The sequence below is a fragment of the Mesorhizobium sp. 113-3-9 genome, assembly GCF_016756515.1.
GTDB lineage: Bacteria > Pseudomonadota > Alphaproteobacteria > Rhizobiales > Rhizobiaceae > Mesorhizobium.
Genome location: NZ_AP023246.1, coordinates 2,669,886 through 2,691,419, shown reverse-complemented (window position 1 = coordinate 2,691,419; position 21,534 = coordinate 2,669,886). Strand labels below are relative to the sequence as shown.

The 21,534-nt window shown below is 64.3% G+C and carries 22 protein-coding genes; 8 read left to right on the top strand and 14 right to left on the bottom strand.

Annotated features, from left to right (window positions below; translation table 11 throughout):
- Nucleotides 1-18: 18 nt before the first annotated feature.
- Both cydB and MesoLj_RS13045 read right to left on the bottom strand, forming a co-directional pair.
- Nucleotides 19-1,173, bottom strand: a complete 1,155-nt coding sequence (gene cydB, locus MesoLj_RS13050; RefSeq protein ID WP_202326243.1) for a cytochrome d ubiquinol oxidase subunit II — start codon at nucleotides 1,171-1,173, stop codon at nucleotides 19-21.
- A gap of 15 nt (nucleotides 1,174-1,188) precedes the next feature.
- Entirely contained in the window at nucleotides 1,189-2,760 is a 1,572-nt protein-coding gene (locus tag MesoLj_RS13045) for a cytochrome ubiquinol oxidase subunit I (protein WP_202326242.1), read from the bottom strand.
- 100 nt (nucleotides 2,761-2,860) lie between these two features.
- On the opposite strand from MesoLj_RS13045, the gene MesoLj_RS13040 reads away from it, so the two are divergent.
- Together MesoLj_RS13040 and MesoLj_RS13035 are read left to right on the top strand one after the other, a co-directional pair.
- Nucleotides 2,861-4,471: an ATP-binding cassette domain-containing protein gene (locus MesoLj_RS13040; protein WP_202326241.1), complete on the top strand. Its 1,611-nt coding sequence runs from the start codon at nucleotides 2,861-2,863 to the stop codon at nucleotides 4,469-4,471.
- A complete protein-coding gene (locus MesoLj_RS13035; RefSeq protein ID WP_202326240.1) occupies nucleotides 4,468-6,060 on the top strand; it encodes an ATP-binding cassette domain-containing protein in 1,593 nt (530 codons plus the stop codon). Before MesoLj_RS13040 ends, MesoLj_RS13035 begins: the two co-directional genes overlap by 4 nt.
- 209 nt (nucleotides 6,061-6,269) lie before the next feature.
- On the opposite strand, the gene MesoLj_RS13030 is transcribed toward MesoLj_RS13035, so the two are convergent.
- Both MesoLj_RS13030 and MesoLj_RS13025 read right to left on the bottom strand, forming a co-directional pair.
- Nucleotides 6,270-6,566 (bottom strand): HlyU family transcriptional regulator, encoded by a 297-nt coding sequence (locus tag MesoLj_RS13030; RefSeq protein ID WP_202326239.1) that lies wholly within the window; start codon nucleotides 6,564-6,566, stop codon nucleotides 6,270-6,272.
- A 47-nt stretch (nucleotides 6,567-6,613) separates the two neighbouring features.
- Nucleotides 6,614-7,255 (bottom strand): TetR/AcrR family transcriptional regulator, encoded by a 642-nt coding sequence (locus MesoLj_RS13025; protein WP_202326238.1) that lies wholly within the window; start codon nucleotides 7,253-7,255, stop codon nucleotides 6,614-6,616.
- Between the two features lie 178 nt (nucleotides 7,256-7,433).
- On the opposite strand from MesoLj_RS13025, the gene MesoLj_RS13020 reads away from it, so the two are divergent.
- Both MesoLj_RS13020 and MesoLj_RS13015 read left to right on the top strand, forming a co-directional pair.
- Entirely contained in the window at nucleotides 7,434-8,111 is a 678-nt protein-coding gene (locus MesoLj_RS13020; RefSeq protein ID WP_202326237.1) for a PspA/IM30 family protein, read from the top strand.
- 62 nt (nucleotides 8,112-8,173) lie between these two features.
- Nucleotides 8,174-8,434 (top strand): YiaA/YiaB family inner membrane protein, encoded by a 261-nt coding sequence (locus MesoLj_RS13015; protein WP_027058679.1) that lies wholly within the window; start codon nucleotides 8,174-8,176, stop codon nucleotides 8,432-8,434.
- Nucleotides 8,435-8,503: 69 nt separating this feature from the next.
- On the opposite strand, the gene MesoLj_RS13010 is transcribed toward MesoLj_RS13015, so the two are convergent.
- Nucleotides 8,504-9,193, bottom strand: coding sequence for a PadR family transcriptional regulator (locus MesoLj_RS13010; protein WP_056578565.1), 690 nt, complete (start codon nucleotides 9,191-9,193; stop codon nucleotides 8,504-8,506).
- A gap of 273 nt (nucleotides 9,194-9,466) precedes the next feature.
- Between MesoLj_RS13010 and MesoLj_RS13005 the strand changes: the two genes are divergently transcribed.
- Entirely contained in the window at nucleotides 9,467-9,724 is a 258-nt protein-coding gene (locus tag MesoLj_RS13005) for a DUF2798 domain-containing protein (RefSeq protein ID WP_202326236.1), read from the top strand.
- 62 nt (nucleotides 9,725-9,786) lie between these two features.
- Here MesoLj_RS13005 and MesoLj_RS13000 read toward each other — a convergent pair whose 3' ends face one another.
- From MesoLj_RS13000 to MesoLj_RS12985, 4 genes are all read right to left on the bottom strand, one after another.
- Nucleotides 9,787-10,179 carry a thiol-disulfide oxidoreductase DCC family protein gene (locus MesoLj_RS13000; protein ID WP_202326235.1) on the bottom strand — a complete coding sequence of 131 codons (393 nt, stop codon included), beginning with the start codon at nucleotides 10,177-10,179 and terminating at the stop codon, nucleotides 9,787-9,789.
- Between the two features lie 13 nt (nucleotides 10,180-10,192).
- Nucleotides 10,193-11,257 carry a DMT family transporter gene (locus MesoLj_RS12995; RefSeq protein ID WP_202326234.1) on the bottom strand — a complete coding sequence of 355 codons (1,065 nt, stop codon included), beginning with the start codon at nucleotides 11,255-11,257 and terminating at the stop codon, nucleotides 10,193-10,195.
- A 35-nt stretch (nucleotides 11,258-11,292) separates the two neighbouring features.
- The gene (locus MesoLj_RS12990) at nucleotides 11,293-11,562 is read right to left on the bottom strand and encodes a putative hemolysin (protein ID WP_202326233.1); all 270 of its coding nucleotides are present in this window, start codon (nucleotides 11,560-11,562) and stop codon (nucleotides 11,293-11,295) included.
- 128 nt (nucleotides 11,563-11,690) lie between these two features.
- Complete coding sequence (locus tag MesoLj_RS12985) at nucleotides 11,691-11,984, bottom strand: GYD domain-containing protein (RefSeq protein WP_056578573.1); 294 nt, start codon at nucleotides 11,982-11,984, stop codon at nucleotides 11,691-11,693.
- Between the two features lie 301 nt (nucleotides 11,985-12,285).
- On the opposite strand from MesoLj_RS12985, the gene MesoLj_RS12980 reads away from it, so the two are divergent.
- Nucleotides 12,286-13,341: a TauD/TfdA family dioxygenase gene (locus MesoLj_RS12980; RefSeq protein ID WP_202326232.1), complete on the top strand. Its 1,056-nt coding sequence runs from the start codon at nucleotides 12,286-12,288 to the stop codon at nucleotides 13,339-13,341.
- 98 nt (nucleotides 13,342-13,439) lie between these two features.
- Here the strand turns inward: MesoLj_RS12980 and rpoD are convergent, their stop codons facing one another.
- The 5 genes from rpoD to MesoLj_RS12955 form a co-directional block, all read right to left on the bottom strand.
- Nucleotides 13,440-15,464 carry an RNA polymerase sigma factor RpoD gene (gene rpoD / locus MesoLj_RS12975; protein ID WP_056578576.1) on the bottom strand — a complete coding sequence of 675 codons (2,025 nt, stop codon included), beginning with the start codon at nucleotides 15,462-15,464 and terminating at the stop codon, nucleotides 13,440-13,442.
- A 439-nt stretch (nucleotides 15,465-15,903) separates the two neighbouring features.
- On the bottom strand, nucleotides 15,904-17,838 hold the full coding sequence (gene dnaG / locus MesoLj_RS12970; protein ID WP_140774626.1) for a DNA primase: 1,935 nt from the start codon (nucleotides 17,836-17,838) through the stop codon (nucleotides 15,904-15,906).
- Between the two features lie 114 nt (nucleotides 17,839-17,952).
- Nucleotides 17,953-18,318: a helix-turn-helix transcriptional regulator gene (locus tag MesoLj_RS12965; RefSeq protein ID WP_140774627.1), complete on the bottom strand. Its 366-nt coding sequence runs from the start codon at nucleotides 18,316-18,318 to the stop codon at nucleotides 17,953-17,955.
- 12 nt (nucleotides 18,319-18,330) lie between these two features.
- A complete protein-coding gene (locus MesoLj_RS12960; RefSeq protein WP_027026768.1) occupies nucleotides 18,331-18,579 on the bottom strand; it encodes a type II toxin-antitoxin system RelE family toxin in 249 nt (82 codons plus the stop codon).
- 129 nt (nucleotides 18,580-18,708) lie between these two features.
- Nucleotides 18,709-19,077, bottom strand: a complete 369-nt coding sequence (locus MesoLj_RS12955; protein WP_140774628.1) for an RcnB family protein — start codon at nucleotides 19,075-19,077, stop codon at nucleotides 18,709-18,711.
- Nucleotides 19,078-19,464: 387 nt separating this feature from the next.
- Here MesoLj_RS12955 and MesoLj_RS12950 point away from each other — a divergent pair, with 387 nt between their 5' ends.
- Nucleotides 19,465-21,129, top strand: coding sequence for a Na/Pi cotransporter family protein (locus tag MesoLj_RS12950; RefSeq protein ID WP_202326231.1), 1,665 nt, complete (start codon nucleotides 19,465-19,467; stop codon nucleotides 21,127-21,129).
- 102 nt (nucleotides 21,130-21,231) lie between these two features.
- The gene (locus MesoLj_RS12945; RefSeq protein WP_140774630.1) at nucleotides 21,232-21,441 is read left to right on the top strand and encodes a DUF2061 domain-containing protein; all 210 of its coding nucleotides are present in this window, start codon (nucleotides 21,232-21,234) and stop codon (nucleotides 21,439-21,441) included.
- Nucleotides 21,442-21,534 lie beyond the last annotated feature (93 nt).

Here is a 21,534-nt window from a genome sequence, read left to right as displayed (position 1 = left end):
GTCAAAACTCCGGTTGAATCAGTAGGCCGACGAGCCGGCCTTCTCGACGCTCTTCTCGCCGACCTTGCCCCACAGCACGCTGTAGACCCACCCTGTGTAGGCAAGGATCAGCGGCAGGAAGATCACCGTGGCGATCAGCATGTTGCGCAGCGTGGCGCGGCTCGAAGAGGCATCGAACACGGTCAGCGAATGGCTGGGATTGCTGCTCGACGGCAGAAGGATGGGGAACATGGCAAGCCCCACCGTCGCGATGATCATCGCGACGCCGAACTGCGAGGCAAGGAAGGTCCAGCCTTCACGCCGGGCCCGGAAGCCGATGGCCGCCAGCAGCGGTGCGACGACACCGAGCGCCGGCACGACCCACAGCAGCGGATGGGCATGGAAATTCGCCAGCCAGGCACCGCTGTCCGCCGACACCGTCTTGAGCAGCGGATTGGACGGCCCGTCCCACACGATCGGCGAGGTCACGCGGTAGCCGCCGAGCAGGCCAAGCCAGACCAGCACGCCACCGCCGGCAAAGAGCAGCGAGGTGATGACAGCGGACCTGGCGCCGATCGCACGCGCACGGTCTTCGACAATGCCTTCCGCCTTGAACGCGAGCCAGGCCGCGCCGTGGGTTATCAGCATGGCGACCGAGACGAGGCCGCAATAGAGCGCGAGCGGGTTGAGCAGGCCGAACAGGCTGCCTTCATAGATGGGACGCAGATCCGGCGTGAAATGGAACGGCACGCCCTGCAGCGTATTGCCAAGGGCAACGCCGAAGATGAGCGCCGGCACCGCGCCGCCCACGAAAAGCGCCCAGTCCCAGCGCCTGCGCCAGGCGGGATCGGGCCGCTTCGAGCGGTACTTGAAGGCAACGGGTCGCAGGATCAGCGCCAGGAGCACCAGGAACATGGCAAGGTAGAAACCGGAGAAGCTCAGTGCGTAGAGCGCCGGCCACGCCGCGAAGATGGCGCCGCCGCCGAGGATGAACCACACCTGGTTGCCTTCCCAGACCGGGCCGATCGTGTTGATCGCCACACGCCGTTCGGCATCGGTCCTGGCGACGAAGGGCAGCAGCGCGCCCACGCCCATGTCGAAACCGTCGGTCGCGGCGAAGCCGATCAGGAGGATGCCGAGCAGGATCCACCAGATCACGCGCAGCGTTTCATAGTCGAAGAGAAAGTCGATCATCGTCGTGATCCTTTTTCACTCTGCGGGTTGCAGTGCGGGGTCGGCGTTCGGGCGCAGGTCATCGATGACGCTGGCGATCTCGGGCCCCTTGCGGATGGCGGCCAGCATCAGCTTGACCTCGATGAGGGCGAGCACGCCGTAGACGAGCGTGAAGCCGGAGATGGTGAGCGCCAGGTCGGTGACGCCAAGTTCGGACGTGGCGAGGAAGGTCGGCAGCACGCCATCGATGATCCAGGGCTGGCGTCCGAACTCCGCCACGAACCAGCCGACCTCGATGGCGATCCAGGGCAGCGGCATGGCGATGAGCGCGGCCCGAAACAGCCAGCGCGGCGCCTCGGTCTCCCGTGTCGTGTGCCACAGCGACACCGCGAACAGCGCGGCGAGCACGAAACCGCAGGCCACCATCAGCCGGAAGCCGAAGAAGAGCAGCGGCACGTAGGGCACGGTCGACCAGGCGGCATCCTTGATCTGCTGCTCGCTCGCCTGCCTCGGATCCGGCAGGTACCGCTTGAGCAGCAGCGCATAGCCGAGATCCCTGGAGCTGGCATCGAAGGCGGCGCGGGCGGCGGTATCGGTGCGATCCGCCTTGATCTTCTCCAGCGCGTCATAGGCGGCGATGCCATTGCGGATGCGCATTTCGGCATGGGCGACAAGTTCGTCGATGCCGGCGATCTGCCTGTCGATCGAGCGCGTGCCGATGATGCCCATCACCCAAGGGATGCGGATGGCGAAATGCGTCTGGCGGTCGCTTTGGCTGGGAATGCCGAATGCCGTGAAGGACGCCGGCGCGGGCTCCGTCTCCCACATGGCCTCGATGGCCGCGAGCTTCATTTTCTGGTTGTCGGTCAGCGCATAGCCGCTTTCGTCGCCGAGCACGATCACCGAGAGTGACGAGGCCAGGCCGAAGGCCGAGGCGATGACGAAAGAGCGCTTGGCGAGTTCGACATGGCGTCCGCGCAGCATGTACCAGGCCGAAACGCCGAGCACGAAGGTGGCGGCGCAGACATAGCCGGCCGAAACGGTATGCACGAACTTCGCCTGCGCCACCGGATTGAAGATCACCGCCATGAAGTCGGTGACCTCCATGCGCATCGTGTCCGGGTTGAAGGCCGAGCCGACCGGGTTCTGCATCCAGCCATTGGCGATCAGGATCCAGAGCGCGGAGAAATTGGTGCCAAGCGCCATCAACCAGGTCACGATCATATGCGCGCGGGCCGACAGCCTGTCCCAGCCGAAGAAGAACAGCCCGACAAAGGTGGCCTCCAGGAAGAAGGCCATCAGGCCCTCGATGGCGAGCGGCGCGCCGAACACGTCGCCGACATAGTGCGAGTAGTAGGCCCAGTTCATGCCGAACTGGAATTCCATGGTGATGCCGGTGGCGACGCCGAGGGCGAAATTGATGCCGAACAGCACGCCCCAGAACTTGGTCATGTCGCGCCAGATGGTGCGGCGGGTCATGACATAGACGGTCTCCATCATGGCGATCAGGATGGAGAGGCCCAGCGTCAGCGGCACGAACAGGAAATGGTACAGGGCCGTCAGCGCGAACTGCAGCCGGGACAGGTCGACGAGGAGAAAGTCGGGCATGGGAGCATCCTTTCTGGATACCCGCTCATAACGCGCCGCAAAGATCCGCGGCTTGATCTGGATCAATTCGTTTCATCATTGCGCGTGCGAGAACCGGGGCATGAAAACGTCAGCCGCTCCCGCTCCGGATCCGAAGGTCGCCCCCTCCGGCCCCGCCCTTTTCCAGGCACTGTCGACCGGCGAACGGCTGGCAAGGCGCGGCTTGCGTCGGCTGCTCATCCTGCAAGTCGCGCGCACCGGGCTGCGCCTCGGCTTCGCCGCGTCGGCGGCGATCGCCACCGGACGGCTGGTGATGGGCGATCCCGTCGACCCATGGCTGGTCGCGGCTGTGGTCGTGCTTCTCGCTTCTGCCTGCCTCGCCGGGCTCGCGTCCGACAGGGCGCAGGCGTCGGCCGAAACCGCCGTCTCGGCGGGGTTGCGCGGGCATGCGGGCGAGCGCCTGAACGACATGCCGGCGCGGCAACTGCAATCGCTGTCGGTCGGCGGCGTCATTGTCTCGATGCAGCGACATCCCGAGGCGGTGGCCGGCCTTGTCGTCGGCCATCGCGCGGCCAGCACGATGATGGGTGCCGGACCGCTGCTTGCGGCCACCGCACTCTTCCTCGTCTCCTGGCAGGCGGCGCTGCTGGTCATCTGCCTGACGCCGGTGATGATCCTGTTCCTCGCGCTGGTGGGCAATGCCATCCGCCGGCGCGCCGACGCCCAGGAACGCGCCTTCGGCCGGTTGGCGGGCCAGTTCGCCGACCGCATCCGCACGCTGCCCACGATCCTCGCCAACCACGCGATGGCCAGCGAGGACGCCAAGTTGGCCCGCCGCCTCGAAGCCTATGCGGACAAGACGATGGGCGTGCTGCGCATTGCTTTCCTCAATGCCGGCATCATCGACTTCTTCGCATCGCTGTCGATCGCCATCCTCGCCGTCTTCCTCGGCCTTGGTCACCTGAAGCTCGCGATGATCCCCGGCTTCTCCAACCTCGCGCTCTGGCAGAGCCTGTTCATCCTGATGATCGCGCCGGAATATTTCGCACCCTTCCGGCGCTTTTCGGAACAATATCACGCCAAGGCGGAAGGCCTCGCCGCGGCGGCCGCACTTGACCGGCTGCTCGGTGCCGAGCCGGTCGCGGCAAAGACCTTGCCGGTTCTCGACCGCCTGTCCCTGGCGTTGCCGGAACAGGGCCTCGTCGCCGTTGTCGGCCCGAGCGGATCGGGCAAGTCGACATTGCTGCGCCGACTGGCCGGGCTCGAGCCAGGCGGATCGCTCGACGCCGATGCACTCGCCGGCCGGGAAATCGCCTGGGTTTCCACCGACAGCTGCGTGCCCGAAGGAACGCTTGCCGAAGCCCTTTCATGGAGTATCGCCGCGCCTGCCGGGGACAATCTCAAGGCAGCCGCCGGCGCGATCGGCCTGCTCGACGACGCGCTGTTGCCGGGCGGCCTCGAAGCCAGGCTGGACCGGGGCGGAGCCAACCTTTCCGGTGGGCAACGGCTGCGCATCGCGGTCGCCCGCGCGCAGCTTTCCGGCCGGACCGTGCTTGCCGATGAACCCACGGCAAAGCTCGACCGCCAGACGGCCGAAGCGGTGCGACGCATGCTGCTCGCGATCTCGCGGTCGCGGCTGGTCGTCGTGGCCACCCATGACCGCGATCTCGCCGCCGCCGCAGACATGACGGTCGATCTCACTCCCAACGATGCCATTGAGGTGGCGGCATGAACACTGTCCTTCACTCCTCGAGCCGGAAGTCGTGGCGGCTGGCGACGGGCTTTGCGTTCTCGGCACTCTGCTGCGGCGTATTGCTCGGCGGTGTTTCCGCCTGGCTGTTGGGATCGGTGGCGATCGCCGGCCTTTCCGCCACCGCCTTCACCTTCAACTTCCACATACCGGCCGCGCTGGTCAGGCTGTTCGCGGTGGGCCGCACGGCCGCCCGCTATGGCGAGCGGCTGGCCGGCCACAAGGCAGCACTTGCGGACCAGGTCGCGCATCGCGTCGAACTGTTCGCCGCGATGGCGGCGGCGCCTGCCGTGCGCCGGGCCGGGTGGCAGCTCGGCGATGACGCAAGGCTGGCCGACTATCTCGACGATGTCGAGGACCTCGACTACGCCCGGCTGCGTGCCGGACTGCCGGCGCTGACGCTGGCCTGCGGCCTCGCCGTCCTCATCGCGGGTTCGGCGATGCTCGCACCGCTCTCCCTTCTACCGATCATGCTTCTGCTGCTCGCCATCCTGTTCGCGGGGAACCGGGTGGCCAAGGCTGGCGCCATGGCATGGGAGCGCGCCAGGTCGATGCGTCGCGGGGGCGCGGGCAGGCTTGGCACCGCCATGGCGTCAGCCGTTCCGCTCAAGGCCGAGGGTGCCTGGCGCCATGAGTGTGGCGAAGCGCTTGCCACGCTTTCCCGCGCGGATGGCGAGATGCTTGCGCTTCGCCGCCTGCAGGCCGGGCTCGACACGCTCGGCGCCGCCCTCGGACCGCTTGCCGGCATCAGCGTGATGGCCGCCGCCTGGTATGCCGGACGGCAGGGCACGGAGCTTCTCCTGCCGATGCTGCTCGCGTTCTCGTGGCTGGCGCTGGGCGAAGCGCTGAACGGCGCGTCGCGCATGCTGGTGGCCGTGCTTCGCCGCAATGCCGCCCGGGCCGAGATCGGTAAGTGGACCGAGGTCGCTTCGGCGGACAGGCAAGCGCACATGCCGGACGAACCGCGCCAACTGCGCCACGGCGCCCTGCAGCGCCGCGCGCCGGACGGCCGGCCCATTGGGGCGCCGGTCGCGCTCACGCTCGAAAGAGGTCGGCCGACGGTGCTCGTCGGCGCCAGCGGCTCGGGCAAGACCAGCCTGCTCAAGCAGGTTGCCGGCTGGATCGCAGAGGATGGATTTGCCGCCGGCGACCGCATCCTGTCGGCAGGCGAGCGGCGGGCGCTCTCGGCACTGGTGTTGCATGATGCGGTCATCCTCGAGGACACCGTGCGCGCCAACCTCTTCGTCGGCGACGCGCCGGACGCGGCCCTGTGGCGTGCGCTGGAAGCCGTCGAGATGGACAGCCGAATCCGTGAAGCCGGCGGGCTGGATGCCTGGATCAGGCAGGACCGGTTTTCGCTCGGCGAGGTGCAGCGCATCAACCTCGCGCGCGCCTGGCTGTCCGCCATGCCGCTGGTGCTGCTCGACGAGCCGACGGAACATCTCGACGACGAGCAGGGCGAGCGCATCCTGGAGCGGCTGCTCGGCCACCTGAGCGACCGGATCGTCGCCATTTCCACCCATCGCGCGTTCCCGCTTCGCGACATAGGCACAATCGAGCTGAAATCTTGACCCCCGGCAAGGATGGGCCTCTCATGGCCTGGACGATCGCGTCGCATTTCGACGGCTGTCTGGCCTCCGGCAATGCCCGGCATTCGGGTGCGGTTTGAACGGGCAAGGCGTTACAGAGTTTGCTCCGCGAGCAAGCCTCGGGCCAAGCTTGGCCGCGCCAGCATTGGCGGCCTCTGGTGCAATGCGGGCGGTCGCCTCGACCAGTCCGCCTAACCGAAGATCCGATCGCCCTGCTCATCCACCAGTTGGATGCCCTTCTTGATCGAAATGTCGACGGCGTCGTCGAGCCCGGCGAAACGGTCGGCGCGGATGAATTTGTGCTCTTTCATCACGCCGTCGACCTCCTTGGAAACGACACCGCAGGTCTGGTACTGGCCGTCGGTCTTGTAGGGCGTGGCGCTGATCAGGAAACCCTTGTGCTCGACCTGCTTGGCTGGCGCCGCACTTTTGGGCTCGGCCGTCTCACCGCCGCCGCCACCACCGAAAAGACGCTTCAGAAAAGACATTGCTCAAATCTCCTTGTTCGTCCTGCAAACCACGGTCTGTTCGCGATTCACGACGCTGTTGTCCCAGCATGCGCGAATGTGCCGCCACGTTCCAGCCCCCTGATGAAGACGGCGACCAGGAGTTCGATCTGCTGGTCGATCTCGTCAGCCTGCCGGCGAACGGATCTCGCCGCATAGCCACTGGTGACGATGCCATGCACGCTTGACCACAAGGTGCGCGCGGCGATCCGGCGCGTGTCGGCGTCGAGGTCGAAATCGCCGCCGGCGAGCACGCCGGCAATGATCTCGAACAACTGGTCGAGCCGCGCCTCGTAGGCATCCGGTTCGGCCAGTGTCGGACGCCGCCTGTTGAAGGCAAGCAATGCGGGCCAGCTGCCCGGATGCGCCTCGACGAAGCGCACATAGGCGCCGGCCAGCGCCAGCAGGCGCTGGCGCACATCGGTGATGCCGCGCTGGCTGAGATCGACCATCGCCGCCGCCCCTGCCGCACCCAGCCGGTCGAGCAGCCGCATGTTGACGGCGCGGTGCACCCCGTCGAGATCGGAAAACAGATTGTAGACCGAGCCGACCGAGATGCCCGCCTGCTCGGCGATGGTCCTCGCCTTCAGATTGTCCATGCCGCCCTCGTTGAGCAGCACTTCGGCAATCGCCAGCACCCGCTCGCCCGTCTCTTCCTTGTCCAGTGCCATATCAGTCCTTGTGGATGCGAATGCCTTGCGCGGCACGCTGGTTCGAACGCGATTTGCCTCTGTTTACCATATGTATGGTTTCGTGAACAGCGTTCAAAAACCTCTTGAACAACGTTCATTTCCTGCTATGTTGACTTCGTGAACATTGTTCACGCAACAATTCGAAGGGAGAAGAACCATGCTTAGCCTGATCAGAACATTGCTCGACGGCGCCAGCGCGCGGGCCGAGGACGGCCTGAAGGATCGCTTCGCCATCGACCTTCTGGCGCAACGCATCCGCGACGCCGAGGCGGGACTTGCCGCCGCCAAGCAGACGCTCGCCTCGCTGATCATGCGCCACCGTGCCGAGCAGGCCGGTCTCGACCAGCTCGACCGCCGCCATGCCGATCTGGAAACCCGCACGATCAGCGCGCTCGCCGCCGGCAATAACGGGCTTGCCGAAAGCGGTGCCGCGGCCGTCGCCGAGTTGGAGAATGAACGCGAGGTCCGCCGCGCCACCGTGCAGGGCCTTGGCGAAAAGACGTTGCGGATGCGCGTTTCGGTGGAGCGGGCGCATCGCCGCATCATCGACCTCAACCAGGGCATGATCTCGGCCCGCGCCATCGATGCCGAGCGCAAGGCGCAGTCACGCCTCGTCAGGTCGATCGGCCATTCGGCAAGCCTCAACGACGCCGAGGAGCTTTTGGCCCGCATCAAGGGAGCCGGCGACCCATTCGAGGAGGCCGGCATTCTCGACGAGATCGACGGCGAGCTGCGTCACGAAGCAATCCGCGACCGCCTTGCCGACGCCGGGCACGGCGCGGCGGTGAAGGTACGCGCCAAGGACGTGCTCGAGCGCCTGAAGACCATCAACTGAAAACCCGCCTTGCAGACCTGACTTCATCAAATCCAACATCATCAAACCAACGGAGAACACCCATGAACGCCAATCAGACCTACATCATGTTCAACACCGCTGCGGTCGGTGCCGCCTATTTCATGCTCGGCCTGTCGCTGTGGCTGGCGCCGGTAGACCTGTCGACCAAGGGCTACTGGGCCATGGGCATCCTGCTCTTGACCGGCAGCCTGGTGAACCTGGTCAAGTACCGCACCGACGAGCGCCTGTCGGCCGAGATGACCGCCAAGATCGAGAAGGCCCGCAACGAAAAGCTGATCAGCGAGTATGTCGGCAAGGAATGATGCCGGCCTGCCCTGACGCAGAAAAGCCCGGGTCGCCCCGGGCTTTTTTGTGCATTCTACGCGACGAGATCAGCGGTGCGTCAGCGCTTCCAGCGCTTCCGCCGCGGCTTCGAGGATGGCGATCGCCTCGGCCTGCTTTTCAGCCGGGGCATCGACGATGTCGCCGAGCGCAGCGCGTAGACGGTGGCGGATGGCGCGGAATTCGTCGCGCGTCTCCGAACGCTCGCCACGGCCGCCACGGCCACCGCGACGGTCCTCGCCGTCGTCGTTCCAGCCGAACCAGTCGCGCGCCTTGGCCATCTTGCGGCCGAAGCGTTCGAGGTGGTCGAGGACGCCATCGATCATCTCGCGATTATCGGCGAGATGCGCCTGCCCGGCCTCGGTGATGGAGAACACCTTCTTGTTGCCTTCGCTCGACGAGACGGCATAGCCGGCCTCTTCCAGGAAGGTCAGCGTCGGGTAGACCACGCCCGGGCTCGGGCTGTAGATGCCGCTGGTGCGCTCTTCCAGCGCCTTGATGATGTCGTAGCCGTGGCGTGGCGCCTCGGCCAGCAGCGACAGCGTGATCAGCTTGAGGTCGCCGTCGGCCAGCATCCGCCCGGCGCGGAACATGTCCCCCGGCCCGCCGCGGCCGCCACCGCGACCGCCGTGCCCGAACGGGCCAAAGCCGCCGCCCCCTCTGCCACCGAACTTGCCGGCCATGTGCATGAACATGCGTTCGCCGAAATGGCCGCGTCCGAAATGATTATCCTTGTGCATTGATTGCTCCTTGAGTTCTATCTTACGATATATCTTAATTAGGCGCACTTTCCCGTCGAGTCAAGATATATCTTACGATGTATCTGAATGCCGTGCCAGAGGCTTGCTTTCGCCGGAACGCACGGATAGAAGGCGCTTCGAGGGTCGATGACCGCTCCGTAAGCGTCTGACGTCAAGCAACGCATCCAACCCCGGTCCTTCCGGGCAGTTACGCCGAGACCGGCGAACGGATGCCACATGCGAACGACCGGACCCTTCAGGGAAACTCCCAAAATGACTGCAAGACATCAGCGCAGGAAGCTGCCTGCGCGTTATGCCGCGATCCTCAGCCCCTTGGTGCTGTCGCTGTTGATGACCTTCATCGTCTCGTTCATCTCGACGCTGAAGAGCCTCGGCCTCCACCCCAGCCTGCCATCCATCTGGATGACCGGCTGGGGCCTGTCCTGGCTGGTGGCGTTTCCGACGTTGCTGCTGGTGCTTCCCATGGTGCGCCGCATCGTCGGCGCGCTATGCGAGCCGGCTGGCCGATAAAGCCAGCGGACAAAGGTCCGGGGTCCGGAGACACCCACCGGACCCGTGCGCGTCACCGCGTGCTACCAGCGGCCCTTGCGGCGGTTCCAGGCGTAGAGCAGATCAGCAAACCGGTCATAGGCAAGGCGCGTCAGTGGCAAGGTCAACCGGTTGCCGAAAAGCGTGGCCAGCCAGCCCTCGCCCGGCGTTATCTGCCACACGGCGATGGCGACATCGGCGCCGATCACCAAGCGGCCATCCGCATCGGTGGCGTGCAGCCGCCGGCGGATGTCCTCCAGCGAGGCGCCGTGTCCGGCCAGGGCCGCCGGCTCCAGATTGATGTCGCGAAATTCGATCCGCCCGGCCCTGACCGCTTCGATCAGCCGCCGCTTCTGCCTGGTAATGCCGGCATCGCAGACGGGGCACCGCGTGTTGTACCAAACGGTCAGGTCAGGCCTTGGGTTTTGCTTGAGCATGATCTTGGCATGCTCAGCCGTGGCCGTGCCTGTGGTGCAGGTCCGGATAATGCGGATGGCGGTGGCGCATCGGCGCATGCCGGTGCCAGTGCGAATGCGGCTCGCTCACCGGCCCGTCATGATCGTGCTGATGGTGTTCGTCATGCACATGGCTGTGCTCATGGTCCAGCGCCCCGTGGTCGTGTTCATGGTCGTGGCGCTCCGACAGATGCAGCCACAGGCCGACGCCCATCAGAAGTCCCGCCAACGCCAGCTTGAAGGTGACGGCATCGCCCAGCATGACGATGGCCAGCAGCGCGCCGATGAACGGAGCCAGCGAGTAATAGGCGCCTGTCCGCGCGGTACCAAGATGACGCAACGCCAGGATGAACATCACAAGGCTGACGCCGATGCCAAGGAAGCCGACGGCGGCCGTGGCAGCGACAATGGATACCGCGGGAAACGACGCGCCGGCAGCAAGCGCCAACCCGACATTGGCCGCGCCCGCCACCAGCCCTTTCAGCATGGCGATCACCACCGGGTCGGTCGCAGAGATCTTGCGGGTGAAATTGTTGTCCAGTCCCCATGCCAGGCAGGCCCCGGCGACGAGCAGCGCACCGAGATTGAAGGCGACACCCTCGCCCTGCCATGACAACAGTACCGCGCCCGCCAGAATGGCGAAGGCGCCAACAAGCAGCCGCCGGTCGACATTCTCGCGATAGACGAGCCAGGCGATCGCCATCGTCGCCAGCCCTTCCAGGTTGAGCAGCAGCGCTGAACTGGATGCCGTGTTGAGGCTGAGGCCGAACATCAACAGCACCGGCGCGAGGATGCCGCCCATGCCGATCGCCAGCGCCAGCCAGGGGACATCCCTGGCGGCCAGTTGCGCTTCGCCGGCCGCGGCCTGTTTGCCGCGAAGCAGGCGATAGAGAGCAAGGCCGATGCCGGCGCCGAGATAGAGCAGGCCAGCCAGCATGAAGGGGCTGACGCTGTTGAGCAGCAGCTTGGAAAGGGGCGGCGTGGCGCCAAACAATGCGGCCGAAAACAGGGCAAGCGGCACGCCGGGCCACAGATGGGAATGCGAGTGCGGCTCTGACATGGTCCTATCCTTGTACCCAGGCGGCGACGTGGCTGCTATTTGCGGCGCATCGCGGCCTTTGGGCCGATGCATTTGTTGTCGCGAAACAGCGCCCATTCCTCGCACAGGCGCCCATTAGGCAAGCGGCAGAAGCCATATTCGTTGCCGGCCTTGTCTTTCCTCATCGTCAGGCGGCCGCCAATCTCGCCGCAATGGACCGAGGCGGGATTGGCCATGCCGACCGGTTTTGTCGCGGCGGCGCCGACGTCGATCGGCATCAGCGATATCAAGGCAAGAGCACCGGCCAGTATCGAAAAATTGTTCATCGCGATCCCTCCTGGCCGCATATCTACCACGGCGAGGCATCCTGTCCCGAGGCAACTGTCAAATATGTCGGTACGCGCGCCGGATCAGGTGCCATCAAGGCGGCACCTGATCCGGTTGTCCGCAAACACTATCCGAGCGAAGTGATGATCTCGCGATAGGCGAATTCGGGGAAGGCCTTGAGCGTTCGCGTCCGGATATTACCGCTCGCCGCCAGCATCAGCGAGAAACGCGCCAGCACGGCGTCGTCGGGGGCTTCGACCACGGCCACCATGTCGTATTCGCCCATGGTCAGATAGAACGACTTGAACGAGCCGCCCATATCTCCCAACTGCTTCCTGGCGGCGTCGAGCCGCTTGGGTGAATCGCGCACGTTTCTGGCGCCCTGCTCCGTCCAGTTCATCAGCACGATGTAGCTTGTCATGGCTCACCTCCCTCCGGGGCCACGGAGCACGGCGGCTTCGCCGGGGCGGGCATCCGGGTTGTCGCCCAGAAAATGCATCCGACGTGAAATTATCCTCCTGCGGCGAACGTCCTGCAAGGACGCATCCACGCCATCATTTGCGGGCTGGAAGTGACACTTCGGCGACGGCCAGGGAAATCCGGTTTAAAAACCCGCCTGATTGCTGCAATCTCCTTCGTGGCCATGGTGGAAATCCCAGGCTGATGTCCAAGACCGATGTACAAGACCGATGTACAAGGCCGATCAGCCGCCGGAGGGCTTCATGCGCGAGACAACAGACCTGCCGCCGGCATCGATCGAAATTCCCTCCGCATGGACCGGCGAGGACATGGCGAAGCATCCCGACCGTTGGCTGGTCGAACTGGACGCTGGCGACGTCGCCGAACTGGAATTGGCGGCAACCAGCTTTCTCGCCGGCTCGCACGATATTGGCGGCCTGGCCAAGGCCGATTTCCCCTTGCCCCGGCTTGCCGGCCATCTTGCCGCCCTTCGCGAAAAACTGATCGCCGGCATCGGGTTCGAGGTGCTGCGCGGCCTCCCGGTCGAGAGATATTCCGCTGAAATGGCGGCAACCATCTTCTGCGGCGTTGGCGCGCATCTGGGAAGCGCACGCTCCCAGAATGCCCAGGGCCATATTCTCGGCCATGTCCGCGACATCGGCGCCGACGCCAAGGACGCCACGACACGCATCTACCAGACGGCGGAGCGCCAGACGTTTCACACCGATTCCGCCGATGTCGTCGGCCTGCTCTGCCTGCGCGATGCCATGCAGGGCGGCGAATCCCTGCTGGTCAGCACGGTGACGATCTACAATGAGATGCGCAAAAGCCGGCCCGACCTGGTCCGACTGCTGTTCGATCCGATCGCCACCGACCGGCGCGGCGAGATCCCGGAAGGCGAAAAACCCTACTTCGAAATCCCGGTCCTCAACTGGCATGCGGGATTGCTAACCGGCATCTACCAGCGCCAGTACATCGACAGCGCGCAGCGCTTCCCGGATGCCATGCGGCTGAGCGCCGCCCATGTCGAAGCGCTGGATCTCTTCGACAGCCTTGCCAACGATCCGAAGCTGAACCTGTCGATGCGACTCCGGCCCGGCGACATGCAGTTCGTCTACAATCATTCGCTGCTTCACGACCGCATGGGGTTTCGCGATTGGCCGGCCCCGGAGAAGCGGCGCCACATGCTGCGCCTGTGGCTATCGGTTCCCGGCGACCGCCCGCTGCCCGAATGTTTCAGGCAGCGTTACGGCTCGATAGAGATCGGCGACCGGGGCGGCATCATCGTCAAGGGGACGCGGCTGAACGTGCCGTTGTAGAGCAATTCCCACAAAAGTCTGAAAACGGCTTTCCGTTGATGCCTGAAAACGAAAAAGGGCGCCAATCGGCGCCCTCAATTCTTCGCGGCGGATAAAACTCAGCTATCGAGGAAGCTGCGCAGCTTGCGGCTCCGGCTCGGGTGCTTGAGCTTGCGCAGCGCCTTGGCTTCGATCTGGCGGATACGCTCGCGGGTGACCGAGAACTGCTGGCCGACTTCTTCCAGCGTGTGGTCGGTGTTCATGCCGATGCCGAAGCGCATGCGCAGGACACGCTCCTCGCGCGGCGTCAGCGAGGCCAGAACGCGCGTGGTGGTCTCGCGCAGATTGGCCTGGATCGCCGCGTCGATCGGCAGGATCGCCATCTTGTCCTCGATGAAATCGCCCAGATGCGAATCCTCCTCGTCGCCGACCGGCGTTTCGAGCGAGATCGGCTCCTTGGCGATCTTCAAGACCTTGCGCACTTTTTCGAGCGGCATGGCGAGCTTTTCGGCCAGTTCTTCCGGCGTCGGCTCGCGGCCGATCTCGTGCAGCATCTGGCGCGAGGTCCGCACGATCTTGTTGATCGTCTCGATCATGTGCACCGGGATGCGGATCGTGCGGGCCTGGTCGGCGATCGAACGCGTGATCGCCTGCCGGATCCACCATGTCGCGTAGGTCGAGAACTTGTAACCGCGGCGGTATTCGAACTTATCGACCGCCTTCATCAGGCCGATATTGCCTTCCTGGATCAGGTCGAGGAACTGCAGGCCGCGATTGGTGTATTTCTTGGCGATGGAGATGACGAGGCGCAGATTGGCCTCGACCATTTCCTTCTTGGCGATCGCGGCTTCGCGCTCGCCCTTCTGCACCTGGTTGACGATTTTTCTGAATTCCAGGATCGAGATCGCCGTTTCGGTGGCCAGGTGCTGGATCTCGGCGCGCAGGTCCTTGATCGCATCCTTCTCGTTCTTGGTGAATTCCTTCCAGCCACGCGAGGTCAGGTTGGCGATCGAGCGCGTCCAGTTCGGGTCGAGCTCCGAGCCCTGATATTCCTTCAGGAATTCCTCGCGCCGCACGCCGTAGCTTTCGGCCAGCCGCAACAGCTTGCCCTCGTTCTGCACCAGGCGCTTGTTGATGTCGTAGAGCTGCTCGACCAGCGCCTCGATGCGCGCGGTGTTGAGCGACAGCGACTTCACCGCCTTGATCAGCTGGTCCTTCAGCTCCTTCAGCCGGCGGTCCTGGCTGGGCGACAGCGTGCCGGCGGCGGCCAGGCGGTTCTCGACCTGCTGGTCCTGCAGCTTGCGCAGCTTCTTGTAGGTGTCGGCGATGACGTCGAGCGTCTCCATCACCTGCGGGCGCAGTTCGGCTTCCATCGCCGCCAGCGACAGGCTGGCCTCGTCCTCGTCTTCCTCGTCGTCGTCCCCGATGCCGCGCGTATCGGCGCCGACATTGGTGATGTCGTCCTCATCGTCGCGCCCGCGACGCGGCTTTTCCTCGGCCTTGGGCGCTTCCTCGATGCGCTCGACCACCGGCGCCTGCTTGGCTTCGGGGCCGGCATAGGTGGCTTCGAGATCGATGATCTCGCGCAACAGGATCTTGGATTCGTTGAGTTCGTCGCGCCAGATGATGATGGCCTGGAAGGTCAGCGGGCTCTCGCACAGGCCCGCGATCATCGTTTCGCGGCCGGCCTCGATGCGCTTGGCGATGGCGATTTCGCCCTCGCGCGACAGCAGCTCGACCGAGCCCATCTCGCGCAGATACATGCGCACGGGATCGTCGGTGCGGTCGGTCGGCTCTTTCTTGGTGGTGGTGGCGGCGACCGCCGTACCGGTCTGTTCGGCCAGTTCGTTGGCGTCTTCCTCGGCGTCCGCCGCGGTGTCGCCGGCCTCGGCCTCTTCGCCCTGCTCGTCATCCTCGACGACATTGATGCCCATGTCGGACAGCATTGCCATCGTGTCCTCGATCTGCTCGGAGGTCACTTCCTCGGAAGGCAGCACCGAATTCAGCTCGTCCATCGTGACATAGCCGCGCTTCTTGGCGGCCTTGATCATCTTCTTGACAGCATCATCGGAAAGGTCGAGCAGAGGGCCATCGGTGGCGCCTTCGCGTTCGGTCTCGACCTCTTCCTTTTCCTTAGTCGCCATAATTTTTATCTTCTCCTAGCGGCCAAACTTTGGGGCCGCGTAAGCTGTCGGACCAGTCAAATCGGATACGCTCGTTTTTTGAAACGCGCCTCACCGGGCCACTAACCGCATCATCTCTTTTGTTTGGTGCATGCCGTCACCCCAAAAACCGGTTCCACTCTTGGGTGACCACTCTTGGGCGACATGCATTAAGTCCAGATTAACCCTGATATCTGTGGCAGGCGGCCTGCCTGTCCAGTGACCAGTACCTCACATCGCTCATTTCCCGTCGGCGCGGGTGCGGGTTAACGTTTCGAATCGTCCTGATTCCGCCATTCTGTCGGAAGGTCAAGCGCCTCTGGCATGATTCGCATGAAAAAAGCGAATCAATTACCCGACTTAGCGCGCCCTGCCCCTTGGGGAAGCCCGGCCACGCTCTCATTCCTGTACTCAGCTGCACTTAGGCTCGCCCGGCCCTGCCCGACGAAACGCCAAATCCTTCGATCAGCGCTTCCGTCGCCTGTACATCCTGAAATTGCGCCTGAATTTCGATCAGATGGCGGAAGTTTTCGTCCGAAGGATCCGCTTCGAGAGCCGCTTCCGCCTGTTTCAGCTCCTTATGTAAGGTGCGCGCGCTGCGCTGCAAGTGCAGGGCCTGGTTCAGAGCATCGCGGGCATCGTCGAGTGCGGCCGTCTCCAGCGCCGGCCATTGCCGCGCCCGCCGGATCAGGCCGACGGCGCGCTCCCAGATCTCCGCGCAGCCGGCGCGCTCGATCGTCGTCACCACGGCATGGCGGTCATTGGCCATGTCATGCGCCATCGCGTCGAGGATGGCGGCATGCAGCCGCTGCAGCTCGGAATTGGCGAGGTCGAGAAATTCGACATGGGCGAAGTTCTCGTCGATCAGCGCCGGATGGTTGACCAGCGCCACGATGATCGTCGCCTCGCGCACCGACATGCCCTCGCTGCCGCGCTTGACCAGCGCCGACTGGCCGAGGCTTTCGGTGATCGCCATGCGGCCGCCGCCAGGCTTGGCGAATTGTCCGCCGGGTGCGGCTGCCTTGCCCTGCCCCGGTTTCCACTCCTGGCGCCCTTGCCGCACATCGCGCTGTGAGCCGAAAAAGCTCTTTTCCCGCTCACGCATTTCCTGCTGGTAGTGATAGCGCGTGCTTTCGTCGCGGATGCGGCTGGTCAACTCCCGCAGCGTCTTTCCCAGTTCCGCCCGCCGTTCCGGCGTGTCGAAGACACCGCCCGCTGTCTCGCGCATCCACAACAGGTCGACCAGCGGCCGTGCATCGGCAAGCACCGCGCGGAAAGCGTCCGGCCCCTCGGCCTTGACGAGGTCGTCGGGATCCTTGCCTTCCGGCAGCAGCGCGAAGCGCGCCGAGCGCCCGGCCTGCACCGAGGGCAATGCCAGATCCGCGGCACGCCACGCCGCCTTCAACCCGGCCTTGTCGCCGTCGAAGCACAGCATCGGCTCCGGCGCCATGCGCCACAACAGCTCGAGCTGGTTTTCGGTGAGCGCGGTGCCGAGCGGCGCCACGACATTCTCGAAGCCGGCCTGCGCCAGCGCGATCACGTCCATGTAGCCTTCGACGGCAATCACCGTGCCGCCCTTGGCCAGAGCCTTGCGGGCACGGGCGAAATTGTAGAGCACATTGCCCTTGTGGAAGAGCTCCGTGTCGGGCGAGTTCATGTATTTGGCCAGCGCATCGGGGGCCAGCGCCCGGCCACCAAAGGCGATGATCTTGCCGCGCGAATCCGGGATCGGAAACATGATGCGATCGCGGAACCAGTCATAGGAGACCGGAATGTCGTCGCCATGGCGCACCAGCCCACAGGCCTCGATATCGGCTTTCGGCACGCCCTTTGCCGCGAGATGCTCTTTCAAGGCATTGCGGCTGTCGGGCGCGAAGCCGAGCCGGAACGAATGCTGCGTCGCCGGCGTCAGCCCGCGGTCGCGCAGATACGCGCGGGCCTTGGCGCCCTCGGGTCCCTGCAGCCGTTCCTGGAAGAAGGCGGTCGCCATTTCCATGACGTCGGTCAGGCTGGCGCGTTCCTTCTCGCGCCGTTCCTCCTGGACGTCGCGGACTGGCATCGGGACACCGGCCATGTCGGCGATCTTCTCGACCGCTTCGGGAAAGCTCATTCCGTCGAGTTCGGTGAGGAACTTGAAATGGTCGCCCGAGACCGAGCACCCGAAGCAATGGTAGCGGCCCTTCTTGTCCTCGCAGTGGAAGGACGGGCTCTTCTCGCCATGGAACGGACAACAGGCCCAATAGTCGCCGCGCGACGTATTGGTCTTCTTGCGATCCCACGCGACGCGCTGGCCGACAACAGATGAAATCGGCACGCGATCGCGGATCTCGTCAAGAAAGGCGGGCGGAAAGCGCATTGAGGGAACTCGTTTCCCCACCATATAAGCATACCAGCGAAATCCGACGACCCCCAATACGGGCCATACCCGGTTTCCACAGGGCAAAAGGCGGCGGCGCAGAGATTCCGTCGATCAATCGCCTTCGTCGACCAGACTCTCGACCGGCAGTTCGAGAGCACGAGCCAGCCGCAGCCAAAGCGCGACGTCCCCGCCGCGCTTTCCATTCTCGATTTCCGAGAGATAGTTCTGGGTCACGCCAACGGAGGCGGCAAGCACGGCCTGGGTCTGCTTGCGATATCTGCGCCAGAAGGCGAGTGGAGAGGTTGCGACCACAAGATCGCGTGCCTCATCCGGCGCAAGGCCAGGAAGCTGACCCGCACGAAACCCACCAAGCGCCTGCGCATGCTCCAGTGATTCACGCAAAGCGTCCAGTTCGCTGCGCGGCAGGATAGCCAGTTCCTCGCCGCCCGGGGTCGTGACATAGGCAATGTTGCTCATCTCGGCATTCCTTCAATCATAGACCGATCCGCGCGGTCCGATCTTGGTGACGATGATCTCCTGATCCGTCTCCTCGAACACCACCCGATAGTCGCCGACCCTCAAACGCAGGGCAGTCGACCCTTGCAAGGCCTTGACCATATTGGCAAGGCTGCTCGGGTCATCGGCGTATGCCTCTATCTTCGACAGGATTCTCTCCGCGTCCGCCCGATGCTTTCGCAGTGCCTTGGCAGCCAGAGGGAGAAGGATAACCCGCTTCACTCCCAGAATATCGCATATTGCGATATTTGAGGCAAGCCGACTTCATCGTGCAAAAGGCTGGATGCAAACGGAAAAAAGAAAGGCGGCCGTTGCGGGCCGCCCTTCCCAGCTCAATCCGGCGATCGAACCTTACTGCGCGGCAAGCGCGCCGAAGATGACACCGGAGAGGATGCCGACCAGCACGTAGTCGTTGCCGACGCGGATCCATTCCTGGCCGCGGCCGGGACGATGCAGGCCGTAGCGGCCATAGTCGCGGATCGGCTGGTGCTGCCTCCAGCCGGAATATTTCTGGCCGTTGCGCCAGTTGTTGCGCTTCACGACGACCTTCTTCTTGTAGACGCGCTTCCTCACGTCGTTGTGGTGGCCCGGCTTCTGCCAGTCGACCTTGGTGTAATTCGACTGCGGCGCGACCGGCGCGTTCATCGGCGCGGCCTGACCGGTCATGGAGGTGGCGGCCAGCATCGCGACAGCGAGAGCGGAAAGGACAATGCGTTTCATGAGAAGTCTCCTTGGTTGTCGATGCCCGAGGAATAGCGACCAAGGGATGAACTGAAACTGAACGGCAGCATTACAATTGTGTAATGAAATCCTCCGCTTATTTCGAATATCTGAACATGATCGCAAAGACAGCGGCCACAAGCATGGCGAACCGGCCGCCGCCCCGCCCCGCCGCGACCCGGCGATGCAACCATTTGCGCACCCGTCCATTTCCCGACACGGCCTGTCGCCCTGCGGCGGCCCCTTGAAATCGACAAGATTTTATTATCCGGCTAAAATATTTCGGCTATAGATGACGACTGCCATGACCATGATTCGTACCCTCGCTTTCCTTCCTGATCGCCGCGCCGTCCGCACCGCGCGCCCCGCCCGCTTGCAGGCGCCGCAATGAGCGGTTCCGTCGTCCTTCTGCATCTGGCCGGCGCGGTCGCGCTGATGCTGTTTGCCACCCGCATGGTCAAGACCGGCGTCGAACGCGCTTATGGTGATGTACTGCGCCATCGTCTGCGCGCCACCATGCGCAATCCAATCATGGCGGTGCTGGCCGGCACCGGCCTTGCGATAGCGCTGCAAAGCTCGACCGCCGTGACGCTTCTGGTGGGCTCCTTCGCAGGTTCCGGCATCGTTTCGGGTGCCGCCGGCCAATTGGCCGTGCGTGGCGCCGAGATCGGCTCGGCGCTGGTGGTCAAGCTGCTGACCTTCGACCTCACGCTTTTGGTGCCGCTCTGCCTGATCACCGGCACGGTGATGTTCATGGCCACCGAACGGCGCGACTGGCGCCAGACCGGCCGCATCCTGGTCGGCATCGGCCTTTTGATCCTGTCGCTGGAAATGATCGGCCAGGCGTCGGAGCCGCTGCGCAACAGCCAGCTCATGCCGGTCATCATCAATTACTTCTCCAGCGATTCCATCACCGCCTACCTGCTGGCGGCGCTGATCACCTGGCTGTTCCAGTCGAGCATCGCGGCGGTTCTGCTGATGGCGACGCTGGCCGGCCGTGGCCTGATCAGCCCGGAACTCGGCGTCGTGCTCATCCTCGGCGTCAATCTCGGCTCCTCCATCATCGCGCCGATGCTGACCCGCTCGGCCGGACCCGCCGTACGCGTCGTGCCGATCGGCAATCTCCTGATGCGCGGGCTTGGCTCGCTGGTCATGCTGATCCTGTTCATGATCTTCCGGCCGCATGTCGGCTTCCTCGGCGCGACGGCCGCCGATCAGATCGTCAACGCCCACATCCTGTTCAACGTCATCATCCTGTTGGCGGGCCTGCCGCTGGCCGGTTTCGTCTACCGCGCTTCGGAGAAGATCGTGGCGCTTGGCACCAAGCCGGAGCCGACGGCCTCGCTCGACGTCGTCGAGTTGTCCGCGCTCAACGAGAGCGCGCTCGACGTGCCGAGCCAGGCGCTGGCCAACGCCACGCGCGAGGTGGTGCGGGTCTGCGAGACGGTCGAGATCATGCTGAAACGCATCATCGAGCTCTATGAGAGCGCCGACGCCGACAAGATCAAGGCGCTGGCCGCCCTCGACGACCGCGTCGACCGCAAGCATGCCGCCATAAAACTCTACCTCGCCAAGGTCACCAAGAACCCGCTGACCGAGGACGAGGCGCTGCGTTGCCAGGAACTGATCGGCGCCTGCGTCAAGCTCGAGCAGGTCGGCGACATCATCGTGCGCAACATGCTGGTGCATGTGAAGAAGAAGTTCGATCGCGGGCTGGAATTCACCGACGAAGGCTGGAGCGAATTGTGCGCCTTCCACAGCTCGGTGCTGGCCAATGCAAGGCTTGCCTTCAACGTGCTGGTCTCGCGCGACCCCGAAACCGCCCGCCAGCTGGTGCTGGAAAAGGACCAGTTGCGCGACCGCGAGAAGGAAACCAGCGCCAGCCATTTCCTGCGGCTGCGCGAAGGCACCGCCAAGAGCGTCGAGACCAGTTCGATCCATCTCGACACCATTCGCGACCTGAAGCAGATCAACTCGCTGCTGGCGTCGATGGCCTACCCGGTGCTCGAAGAGCGCGGCCTGCTGACGGGGTCAAGGTTGAAGGCGAGCTGAAGTCACCCCACCGGCTGCCGTCCTCACTTGACGGCAAAATACCTTTGCTCCGCTTCCGCCAGTCAGGATAAGGATCGGCTGCCCAGGCTTTCGGAGGAATCGATGGACACCCATTCGCGCAGTTTTGCCAAGGCGCTGTCCTGGCGCATGACCGGCACCATCGACACTCTGATCATTTCCCTGGTCGTGACCGGAAGCGTCAAGCTCGCCGCGGCCATCGGCATAACCGAGGTCTTCACCAAGTCCCTGCTCTACTATTTCCATGAACGAGCGTGGTTGAAGATCCCCTATGGCCGCAAGACCACAGCCTGAAGCTGCCGGTCAAGAAAACCTAAAGTCGCGACAAAAATTTCTGGATTGCTCCCGCGGTCCATCCGTGGTTTGAGGCCGTTCCAGCCAAGGCTT

Coding starts and splice junctions, on each gene's coding strand:
- cydB (WP_202326243.1), bottom strand. CDS start 1,173: ATGATCGACTTTCTCTTCGACTATGAAACGCTGCGCGTGATCTGGTGG.
- MesoLj_RS13045 (WP_202326242.1), bottom strand. CDS start 2,760: ATGCCCGACTTTCTCCTCGTCGACCTGTCCCGGCTGCAGTTCGCGCTG.
- MesoLj_RS13040 (WP_202326241.1), top strand. CDS start 2,861: ATGAAAACGTCAGCCGCTCCCGCTCCGGATCCGAAGGTCGCCCCCTCC.
- MesoLj_RS13035 (WP_202326240.1), top strand. CDS start 4,468: ATGAACACTGTCCTTCACTCCTCGAGCCGGAAGTCGTGGCGGCTGGCG.
- MesoLj_RS13030 (WP_202326239.1), bottom strand. CDS start 6,566: ATGTCTTTTCTGAAGCGTCTTTTCGGTGGTGGCGGCGGCGGTGAGACG.
- MesoLj_RS13025 (WP_202326238.1), bottom strand. CDS start 7,255: ATGGCACTGGACAAGGAAGAGACGGGCGAGCGGGTGCTGGCGATTGCC.
- MesoLj_RS13020 (WP_202326237.1), top strand. CDS start 7,434: ATGCTTAGCCTGATCAGAACATTGCTCGACGGCGCCAGCGCGCGGGCC.
- MesoLj_RS13015 (WP_027058679.1), top strand. CDS start 8,174: ATGAACGCCAATCAGACCTACATCATGTTCAACACCGCTGCGGTCGGT.
- MesoLj_RS13010 (WP_056578565.1), bottom strand. CDS start 9,193: ATGCACAAGGATAATCATTTCGGACGCGGCCATTTCGGCGAACGCATG.
- MesoLj_RS13005 (WP_202326236.1), top strand. CDS start 9,467: ATGACTGCAAGACATCAGCGCAGGAAGCTGCCTGCGCGTTATGCCGCG.
- MesoLj_RS13000 (WP_202326235.1), bottom strand. CDS start 10,179: ATGCTCAAGCAAAACCCAAGGCCTGACCTGACCGTTTGGTACAACACG.
- MesoLj_RS12995 (WP_202326234.1), bottom strand. CDS start 11,257: ATGTCAGAGCCGCACTCGCATTCCCATCTGTGGCCCGGCGTGCCGCTT.
- MesoLj_RS12990 (WP_202326233.1), bottom strand. CDS start 11,562: ATGAACAATTTTTCGATACTGGCCGGTGCTCTTGCCTTGATATCGCTG.
- MesoLj_RS12985 (WP_056578573.1), bottom strand. CDS start 11,984: ATGACAAGCTACATCGTGCTGATGAACTGGACGGAGCAGGGCGCCAGA.
- MesoLj_RS12980 (WP_202326232.1), top strand. CDS start 12,286: ATGCGCGAGACAACAGACCTGCCGCCGGCATCGATCGAAATTCCCTCC.
- rpoD (WP_056578576.1), bottom strand. CDS start 15,464: ATGGCGACTAAGGAAAAGGAAGAGGTCGAGACCGAACGCGAAGGCGCC.
- dnaG (WP_140774626.1), bottom strand. CDS start 17,838: ATGCGCTTTCCGCCCGCCTTTCTTGACGAGATCCGCGATCGCGTGCCG.
- MesoLj_RS12965 (WP_140774627.1), bottom strand. CDS start 18,318: ATGAGCAACATTGCCTATGTCACGACCCCGGGCGGCGAGGAACTGGCT.
- MesoLj_RS12955 (WP_140774628.1), bottom strand. CDS start 19,077: ATGAAACGCATTGTCCTTTCCGCTCTCGCTGTCGCGATGCTGGCCGCC.
- MesoLj_RS12950 (WP_202326231.1), top strand. CDS start 19,465: ATGAGCGGTTCCGTCGTCCTTCTGCATCTGGCCGGCGCGGTCGCGCTG.
- MesoLj_RS12945 (WP_140774630.1), top strand. CDS start 21,232: ATGGACACCCATTCGCGCAGTTTTGCCAAGGCGCTGTCCTGGCGCATG.